At 45.3% G+C, this 9,772-nt stretch carries 6 protein-coding genes and 1 pseudogene; 3 read left to right on the top strand and 4 right to left on the bottom strand.

The window, feature by feature from the left end; genetic code table 11:
- Positions 1-89: 89 nt before the first annotated feature.
- From cas5c to IC21_RS08140, 3 genes and pseudogenes are all read right to left on the bottom strand, one after another.
- Positions 90-383 (bottom strand): annotated as a pseudogene (gene cas5c, locus IC21_RS08150) (type I-C CRISPR-associated protein Cas5c); the annotation flags it as partial.
- Between the two features lie 195 nt (positions 384-578).
- Complete coding sequence (locus IC21_RS08145; RefSeq protein WP_029141817.1) at positions 579-3,002, bottom strand: CRISPR-associated helicase/endonuclease Cas3; 2,424 nt, start codon at positions 3,000-3,002, stop codon at positions 579-581.
- 189 nt (positions 3,003-3,191) lie between these two features.
- On the bottom strand, positions 3,192-6,437 hold the full coding sequence (locus IC21_RS08140) for a DEAD/DEAH box helicase (RefSeq protein ID WP_029141818.1): 3,246 nt from the start codon (positions 6,435-6,437) through the stop codon (positions 3,192-3,194).
- Positions 6,438-6,586: 149 nt separating this feature from the next.
- Here IC21_RS08140 and IC21_RS08135 point away from each other — a divergent pair, with 149 nt between their 5' ends.
- From IC21_RS08135 to IC21_RS17560, 3 genes are all read left to right on the top strand, one after another.
- Complete coding sequence (locus IC21_RS08135; RefSeq protein WP_029141819.1) at positions 6,587-7,174, top strand: nitroreductase family protein; 588 nt, start codon at positions 6,587-6,589, stop codon at positions 7,172-7,174.
- A gap of 281 nt (positions 7,175-7,455) precedes the next feature.
- A complete protein-coding gene (locus IC21_RS08130; protein WP_017554259.1) occupies positions 7,456-7,950 on the top strand; it encodes a DoxX family protein in 495 nt (164 codons plus the stop codon).
- Between the two features lie 119 nt (positions 7,951-8,069).
- Complete coding sequence (locus IC21_RS17560) at positions 8,070-8,192, top strand: hypothetical protein (protein ID WP_013860405.1); 123 nt, start codon at positions 8,070-8,072, stop codon at positions 8,190-8,192.
- Positions 8,193-8,681: 489 nt separating this feature from the next.
- Here IC21_RS17560 and fni read toward each other — a convergent pair whose 3' ends face one another.
- Positions 8,682-9,713, bottom strand: a complete 1,032-nt coding sequence (fni, locus tag IC21_RS08125; RefSeq protein WP_029141820.1) for a type 2 isopentenyl-diphosphate Delta-isomerase — start codon at positions 9,711-9,713, stop codon at positions 8,682-8,684.
- Positions 9,714-9,772 lie beyond the last annotated feature (59 nt).

Genomic DNA, 9,772 nt, shown 5'->3' with positions numbered 1-9,772 from the left:
CAAGTCTTTTTTTGTTTATGCACAAAAATTTAGTGCAGGACTCTGCATTTTTCCTTTGCAAAGCTCTGCACTTTTATTTTGCCATACACATGTGCCCTTACCTGGTAGCGTACATCACGCAAATATGTGTAATTTGCCAGTGTATTGCCGCCGCCATATTCAATCGGCCTAACACCCTTAGACTCCATCTTGATTGGATTCATAACACGCAAATCATCAATTATCATTAGAATAGTGGGTTTCCAGTAGATCGATTCAACTATCCCCTTTAGTGCTTGGTAGGTAGGTATTTGATAGGATAATTTTTCACCTCCCATTTTTGTCAACGGGTCAGTAAACAAAGCATATTTGCCATATACCTCAAATTCTATAGAATTCCTCATTTTTCCCCTCCTCTCATTTTTTGGCTTTTTTGATAAATTCAGTATACAATGCGAATCTTTTCTAGTCAAAAAATTATATATTATATGAAGAAAATCTTTCTTTCTGTTTTTGTGTTATGATAATATAGTCGCTGTGAAAGCGCGGATTGAAATATATATTATATGATTTAAAAACCTATCTATTATGATAGGTTTTTAAATTGACAAAAAATCCAATTCGCTGTCATTCTCCACATTCAATCCAAATTCATGATCATATGCACCTTCCTTGAGAGCCAATACTTTACCGTCAAACAAACCTATGATTCCGCCATTTTGCTCAAGCTTTTGTAGTTCCTGACTGTAAAGATTGATCGTGTACTGCTGTGCTTTTTTCATGAGTTTGCCGAGATCTTCAATGGTTACTTTGCTGCTTAATTCGGCTATCACGTCTTTCCCCTTCCCAAAAGGAACAATAACAGAAGTAGTCTTATCATCTATCACACGGAATTTTTCTGCAGCTGTATAAAAACTGCTGCTTAAGAACAACGGAAATTCCTTCTTCGTATTACTGCGATACGCCCTCGCATAACTATAGTGGTTGGGGTCAGCTGTTAACATTTCCACCATATTACTCTGAAGAGACGGAACATCGTAATCCAAACGGGTATTAAGTTCTGTATAAAACTCTTTAAAATATTTTTCCATTGCTTGGGTAGACAGAACATTTCCATTATGGATAGACGGATTATTTTTTAAATCGATAAAAATTCGCTTTGAAATCTCTTTGCCTTTTTTTATTTCCGGGAGCCTGCTTAGATTTTCTTCTTCATGGTTGATCACATACACAAAACCGGTCTCTTTCTCTCCGTGCCGATTGCAACGCCCGGCCGCCTGTGCAATCGAATCCAGGCCGGCTAAGGAACGGATGACACAATCGAAGCTCACGTCGACACCCGCCTCAATTAATTGGGTACTGACACATATTACTTTTTTACCGGTATTCAGGCAGTGCCTTACCTCTTCCAAAATTTGATTGCGGTGGGCTGCACACATAGATGTACTTAAATGGAAAATATGGGTATTATCGTTAGAATTTAAATGATTATATAATTCTTTTACAACACGCTTGGTATTCAATATCACCAGTACACTGGAAACCTCTGTCATTCTTTCCTCAATAAAGCCGGCAAGCTTTTCGGTGTTGAATGATTCATCAGTTGCCCTGTCAACAATTTCAACTCTCTTAAAGGCGTCTAATACGTTTTCCAGATCGCGGATAATCTCCGAATTTGGGCTGACCTGCAATTGATGTTCAACATAATTTAATGCCGGCTGGGTTGCCGTACAAAGAAGAATGCTGGAATGGCAATATGTTTTTAAAAAGTTTAGTGCTTCATTAAATAAGGAAATGCAAGGAACCGGCACTTTTTGCACTTCATCAAAGATTAGCACCGCTTCACTCATATTATGAAGGCGTCTAATATTTCTGCTTCCCTTCGCATAAAAGACATTTAAAAACTGCACCATTGTGGTAAAAATGATTGGAGCATCCCAATTATCCCTTGCCAATTTCAGCCGTTGCTGCGCACTCATAATTCCGTCCTGTTGTTCATCATTCTCATCAGCATCTTCGACGACGTTTGAATGATGTTCAAGAATATTTACATCGTCCTGCAAAACTTTCCGCACTTCCTCAGCATTTTGTTCGATAATTGTCGTAAAAGGCACGACATAAATGATACGCTTTTTGTTATAAAGTTGGGCATGCTTTAATGCGTATCGCAGGCTGGCAAAAGTTTTTCCTCCTCCGGTCGGGATCGAAAGCGTATAAATACCGGACGGTTTCTCGGCAAAAGCATCGCATTGCTCGGACATCCCGGATCTTAATCGGTTGATACGGGCATTAGCGCTCGAATTTTCCTTAAAACTGTCTAAAGTAAGTAACAGTTTTTCATAGTATTGATTAAACAACTTTGCAACTGGAGTATGCTCTATTTCCGGTCTGTTTTCCTCAAACAATCTGGTGTTCGTCCGGTCAGCATCAATTAGCGCACTGAAAATATATTTCGTTAAAAACATCATCTTATGCGCAAGCGGTTTTGATGCATCTTTCATAATAAAGTGCTTTAATTCAATTTCGGCCTGATTCACATAATCAGAAAAGCTTGATGGGCTCATCACTTTTTCAAAAAAGTTTTTCTTTGCCGTTTCAAATTCGTCAATTTCCTTACTTTCAACTCTATTTAAGTACTTTAGTTCCATTTCCGGGCTGATAAAATCCTGCAAATAGGAATGGTGAGAAATGATTGCATTGCCCACCATTTCAGCTAACAATGCTTTATGAGGACTGGTTTTCCCTGAATGGAACATGCTGTACAAAAGCTTCCCTCCGGCAGTAGAATGGTCTACACTCCCTCTTTTCGGCGGGCGATCAGGGTTGTTTACCGCTTCCAAAATATAATTGCGGAATGCGTGTGTATATTTCCCTAAATCGTGAAGTAGTGCAGCAAGCCCGGTTATGTGCTTTACACCAATCTTTTCGCCATAAGTTTCAGCCAAATCTTTCGCTGCCAATAAATGTTCTTCAACTGTTTGTACCTTCTGGTCGCTTTCACGAATATGTGCAATGGACTCCATAAATCTCCTCCTTTTATGTCCATTATATAACAATAAAGAAATTGTTTTTTGAATAAATATAGAACTTTTTCGCCTTCTACTCTCATCCCAAAATCCCCGCAGCCAAACAGCTGCGGGGGTTTTCCTTACATACCTGCCTCCACCCGGGCCGTAAAAAAGGGGGGCAATGCCGATGCCGCCACATTCCCTTTACATGCCCAGCAGTTCTTTAATTTCCTCTTCATTCAGGCTGTTCAGCATGGTTTCGCCCGGCTGGATGACTTTTTCGATCAGTTCTTTCTTTTTCTGCTGGAGTTCGTATATTTTTTCCTCAATGGTGCCGCGGGCGATCAGGCGGATGACCTGGACGACGTTTTTCTGGCCGATGCGGTGGGCGCGGCCGGCCGCCTGTTCTTCCACAGCCGGGTTCCACCACAAATCGTACAGCACAACGGTATCGGCGCCGGTCAGGTTTAAGCCGGTGCCGCCTGCCTTGAGCGAAATCAGAAAGACATTTTTCTCGCCGCTATTAAACCGGTCTGCCATTTCGACCCGCTCGCGTGATGGCGTCTGGCCGTCGAGATAAAAGGAATCGATGCCCTCGCCGGAAAAACGCGACCGGATCAGCTGGAGCATGCTGGAAAACTGCGAGAAAATGAGCATCCGTTTTCCGTTTTCGATTGCCGTATGGGCCAATTCAACGAGCTGCTCGAGTTTTCCGGACTCGCCCCGGTAATTCTCCACAAACAGGGCCGGATGGCAGCACAATTGCCGCAGACGGGTAAGACCCGCGAGAATCTTAATCCGGTTCCGGTTAAAATCCCCTTCAGCCAATGTTTGGGCGGTTTCATGCCGGATTCTGTCCAAATACGCCAAATAAAGTTCTTTTTGCGGTTTCGTCAGCTCGGACAATTGATTCGTTTCGATTTTATCCGGCAGCTCTTTCAACACATCTTTTTTGACGCGGCGCAAAATGAACGGCCGCACCATCCGCGAAATTTTTTCCTTCTCCATTTTCCGGAATTCGGATAGCGGCGGGAAAAAGCCCGGGAGAACCGCCTGAAAAATCGACCATAATTCATCAATGGAATTTTCAATCGGCGTGCCGCTTAACGCAAATCTTCTCCCCGCCTGCACATTCCGGACGGCGGCGGCTGTTTTTGTCGCATAGTTTTTAATCGCCTGGGCCTCATCCAAAATGAGGGTGTTGAATTCCATTTTTTCATACTCCCCGATATCCTGGCGCAGTGTCGGGTATGAGGTGATCAGCACATCCGGCAGCTCGCCCGCTTCAAAAAAGGCTTTCCGCTCGGAAGGCGTGCCGGCAATAACCACTGACGACAGCCCCGGTGCAAATTTTTCAATCTCGCTTTTCCAGTTGTAGATCAAGGATGCCGGCGCTACAACCAAGAACGGATTGATATTCGGATTCGCTTCTTTTTCCGACAGCATGTAAGAGATGCTCTGCAATGTTTTCCCGAGCCCCATGTCATCAGCCAGAATCCCGCCAAGACGGTAATAAGCAAGCGACTTGAACCATTGGAACCCGGTCACCTGATAATCACGCATCTTCGCCTGAAGCCCTTTTGGCAGTTCAAAATCCGTATCTTCCGGATTTTTCAGCTGCTGGACAAGCTTCCGGAACGCTTTGCCAAATTTAACGGCGTATTTATCACGCGTTTTCATCAGCTCTTCCACCTGGAGCCCGCGGTAAACCGGGACTTTGAGGCGGTTGTCTTCAAGCTCTTTTTTCGAGACATGCAGTTCATTAAGGAGCTGCCCGATATGTTCGAATGCATCGCTTTCGAGGGAGACAAAAGCCCCGTCCGGCAGCCGGTAATACCGTTTTTTCTCGATGACGGACCGGAGCACATTGCGGATTTCTTCTTCATCAATGCCGTCCATGTCAAAATTGACTTCCAGAAAATTTCCGCTCGTATCCATATCCACCGATGTAACCGGCGTGTAGCGGCTTGTCTGAAAATACGATTTTATCCCGCCTGCAATATACACTTCCGCTTCTTCTTCAAGCTGCGGTAGAATAGTAAAAATAAATTCGTACAGCGCTTCTTCATCGTCTTCCAAATACAGCTGTTTGCCGTTATATTTGAGCGGGGACTGTTCAATCATCGTCATGATTTTCTGTTCTTTTTCCACATCGCGCAGCAAAATTTTATCATCATCGGCGGTCTCTTTGTCCGTAAACGGATCAATGACACGGGAGCCGTAATGATGTTCAATCCGGAGCGTAATTTTTTCGTCTTCGTTGTCCATGAAAATTTTCGTTTGCAGTTTTGGCTGGACGATTTTCCCTTTTATTTCATTTGTAAGCTTTACTTTTCCGATCCGCTTCAGGCCTGGCAGCACATTGGAAAGGAACGGGCTTATCTGCTCTTGCCGGATCTCTACTTCATCGCCGCTGTTTTTGTAAAAATCTTCGAGCGCCTTTAAGAGAACAAGTTGCTCATCGGGCGTTTCATAAAAAACCCCTTTGTAAAATGCAAGCCCGTATTGTTCAAACAAAAGCAGGTCCCTTAAGCTCTTCAGCTGCAGTGAAAAGCCCGGGCCGCCCTGTCTGTTGCCGTCAAGCCGGAAAGAAAGCGGCAGTTCTTCTCCCGGTTGCACCGTAATCGAGTCTGAGGCATAACGCCCATATTCAAATTTGCACTTGCGGTTTGCCAGCTTTTCTATGAGCGGCCTTGCGATAAACGGAGGAATAACCAGTTCCCGCTCAAATGTATATCTGTACCAATTATCGATAGAAGCCTCGTACAGTTGCTGGGTGGAAAGCATAAAAAGCAGCATCTCCACAATTTCATGATCTTCTTTTTCAAACTCATATTCATCCGGATCATAAGTGAAGTTTTTCGTAAATTCATGCGGGTTCCCGTGGCTGACATGGCCAAGGAATTCTTTTATGTTGCGCACCACATATGTCCGGCCGGGCCCGATTTTAAATTCAATGGTTAAAAAGTGGTCAGAGCCAAAGCCGGAAATGTTCGTAGCTTTTAAAAAATATTCAAGACGGAGCGGCTTTCTCGCGGCATGGTGTTTGGTTTCCATCATGCTTTGCTGAAGGCCGGAAAAAATATTCATTAATTGTAAAGTTTTCATATTCTGGTGCGTCTCCGGAACATCGCCAATATCCGGTTCCGCCACCTCTTCCTCCCTATTTGCAATCGCAAGCATGGCCGCCACTTCATGCTTGCACTCGCCGTATTGTGCAAATGCCGGGCACGTGCATTCGTTTGCAAATCCCCCGAATTCTTCGTCATACCGAACGGTGACGTAATAGGTTTTGGATCCTTTTACGATTGCCGTCCAGGTAAATTCCATAGTAGAATCAGGTATCAATTTTTTTACCCGTCCTTCAAGGTAATACCTCATTCCTCTGCGGAAAATAGCGGGGGAATACATATCTTCAACATCTTCTTCAAAAAGCAAAAGCTCAACCAATTCAGATCATCCTGTTCGTATTTTCTCCTGGGTACTATTATACAATAACAGGCACATAAATACATTTTTTGCCCAAGTTGAATCGTTTGTAGATTGCGTTGGATTATTTTAATATAAAAAAGATATGACATCAATAAGGAGGAATCCCCATGGTAAAGACAACATCGCCGCGTGAAGCGCACTATGATATCGATCCGGTCTATTTGGAAAGATGGTCACCGCGTTCTTTTTTGGAAAAAGAAGTACCGGAAGAGGTGCTTTTGAGCTTGTTTGAAGCAGCGCGCTGGGCGCCGTCCGCTTATAACCACCAGCCTTGGCGCTTTATTCTTGCACGTACAAAGGAAGACAGGGAAAAGATTCTGTCGTTTCTCGGAGAGTACAACAGGATGTGGTGCAAGAACGTCCCAGCATTTGCGCTCATTCTCTCGAAAACGGAAAGTGAAACCGGCCCGATCGGTTCACATGCTTTTGATGCGGGCGCAGCATGGGGATATCTTTCCCTTGAAGCCGTCAGAAAAGGGCTCGCCACGCATCCGATGACGGGCTTTGATTTTGAAAAAGCACGTGAAGTATTGAACATCCCGGCCGATTATGCAATTGACGCCCTTATTGCCATCGGGTACCGCGGTGAAAAAGAGGCACTGCCTCCTTCCCTGCAGGAAAGAGAGACGCCTTCTGCACGCAGGCCTGTGAAAGAATCGGTTTTCGAGGGAAGTTTCGGAAATCCGGTAAAATAAAGTCGGCAGAAGGGATCCGGAGCTTGACCAAAGCAACAACGAATCCGGCAACGGCCGTGGGAAAGCTGTTTTCAAATGGAAATGGAACATCGAAAAAAAGCGGTGAGCCTGGCTTGCCGCTTTTTTAATGTTTTGTTCACAAATGTGAAATATATCACAAATTCTTGTCAACTAGCCGGAATCCATTGTAATTCCGTTGCCAACGCTGTATTCTAAAAATGTAAGATATGTGAAGGAATTCACATTAAATCATCATTATTTATCTTGAGGAGATGTTCAAAATGAAATGGTATCATGATTCCAAAGTCAGCATTATCTGGGCAATCATCCGCATTTGGCTCGGCATTCAATGGCTGGAAGCAGGTTTCCATAAATTGACAGGAGGGTTTGACGCTTCCGGATTTTTAAAGGGGGCTCTGGCAAAAACGGCTGGCGAAAATGCCGAAGTTCAAGGCTGGTACGCAGCGTTCCTCGCCCATTTTGCCGTACCGAATGTCCACGTTTTTAATGTGCTGATTCCTTATGGGGAATTGCTGGTCGGCCTTGGCCTGATTGTCGGGCTGGCAACCATCCCGGCATTAATTGCAGGCGCGTTTATGAACCTGAATTTTATGCTTGCCGGCACAACGAGCACCAACCCGGTCCTTTACACCGTCGCCATCATTCTGTTGTTTACAGGCAGCGCATCTTACTACTGGGGACTTGACCGTATCGCCATCCCGGCAATAAAAAATTATTTCCAAAACCGGGCCCATAAACCGCGCCCTGCCCATTAACCGGTCCATTTCAAAGCAAACCTTTTCCGGGTTTGCTTTTTCATTTTGGCTTTAAACTGTTTAATTCCGCATACAAGGGGAAAAGTACAAACATACGAAAAAAGAAAGGGATGTGGTGGATGATGAAAAAATCAATGGCCATGACAGCAGTCGCTTTAGGTGCTGCCTATTTATTACGGAATAAAAGATCACGCAGCAAACTGATGGACCAACTGTCTAACTTTGCAGGCGCGAAAAAATAAAAAATCCCGGCCTCCCAAAAACGGGAGCCGGGGTTTTTTATGCAGCCGGTTCACATTCCGGGGCGGGACTTTTATATTCGTGTCTCCACCGGCTAAAATATCCGGCGTTTACATCTGCCAAAGCCGGTTGGAATTTCTAAACAAATATTTGCATGGTCATTCACCACAGCAAAATTTCCAGACCGAAACTTTTATATTCGTGTCCCCCGGCTTAAAAGCAAAGGCGGTTAGAATTTCTAAAAAATATTTGTATGGCTTTTTTACCCCGGCAAAAACCCAAGTTCCTCGTGTCTCCCACGGCTAAATATACGGCGTTCACATCCGTTAAAATTCCAAACAAATATTTCCAGCCCATTCATCTGCCCGAAATTTCCGGGCCATCCGGCTGCAAATTTCTAAGCAGCGGGGTTGTCTTGCCAGATCTTTCCGGCCCGTCTATTTGTTTCCGCCAAGCTTATATACCGGCACAACCATCCGAAACAGGATGGTTTACATTTTTTTCAAAAGCGGTGTTTGTTTCAAAGCGGACAAGTCTTTTGCCCCGATTCCGAACATGGCAATCTTCAGCTCAAGCTCTGTTTGTTCATAAGTAGAAAGCAGCGCATCCACTGAATGTACTGCGTCGTGCAACAGTTTTCTTCCGAATCCCGCCAAGTCGGCTCCGAGGGCGATGGCTTTGGCGGCATCCACCCCGTTTTTCAAGCCGCCGCTTGCGACCAAAGTGCCTTGCAGCCCAAGGTTGCGGGCCTGGGTAAGGCACTCTGCCGTCGGGTTTCCCCAGCCCGAAAATGCCTCTGCTGCCGCTTTTTTCAACGGATCGGACGTTAAATATTTTTCCACCTGGCTCCACGATGTCCCGCCTGAGCCGGCAACATCAACAAAAGAAACGCCAACGGAATAAAGTTTTTCAGCGAGGCGGCCGTTGATGCCCCAGCCGACTTCTTTGGCGCCGACCGGGACTTCCAGGCGGCTGCAAATGTCTTCAATTTTCACAAGCAGATCTTTAAAATTCGTATTGCCGCCCTTTTGGAAGACTTCCTGCAAGGAGTTAAAATGCAGGATCAAGGCATCCGCCCCGGTCAGTTCCACAATCCGGCGGCACTCGTCAATCCCGTAGCCGTAATTCAGCTGGACGGCGCCAAGATTGGCCAAAACCGGAATATGCGGCGCAACATCCCGCACCTGAAAAGTATACGCCTGTTCCGGGCTTTCCAATGCAGCCCGTGTCGACCCTAACGCAAAGGCCCAGCCTCTTTTCTCTGCCGCCTGCGCCAGGTTCCGGTTAATGGTGCGGGCCTGGGCAGTGCCGCCGGTCATGGAACTGATCAAAAACGGGGCTTTCAACGGTTTGCCGAGAAAAGCCGTTTCCGTCGAGATTTCTTCAAAATCCAGTTCAGGCAGCGCCTGATGTTCAAAACGATATTTTTCAAAGCCGGTTGTTATATCTTTCCCGGCAACATTCTCCTCAAGCACAACACGGATATGTTCCGCTTTCCGCTTTGAGATAGATGAATCTTCCATTTTCACGTCACCTTTCGTATGGAAGCCATTCCTTCCTGTATCGGTTTGCAACCAGAAGC

Source organism: Heyndrickxia coagulans DSM 1 = ATCC 7050 (genome assembly GCF_000290615.1).
GTDB lineage: Bacteria > Bacillota > Bacilli > Bacillales > Bacillaceae_C > Weizmannia > Weizmannia coagulans.
Note: the sequence above shows the minus strand (reverse complement) of the source record. Positions and strands in the feature narration are given on the sequence as shown.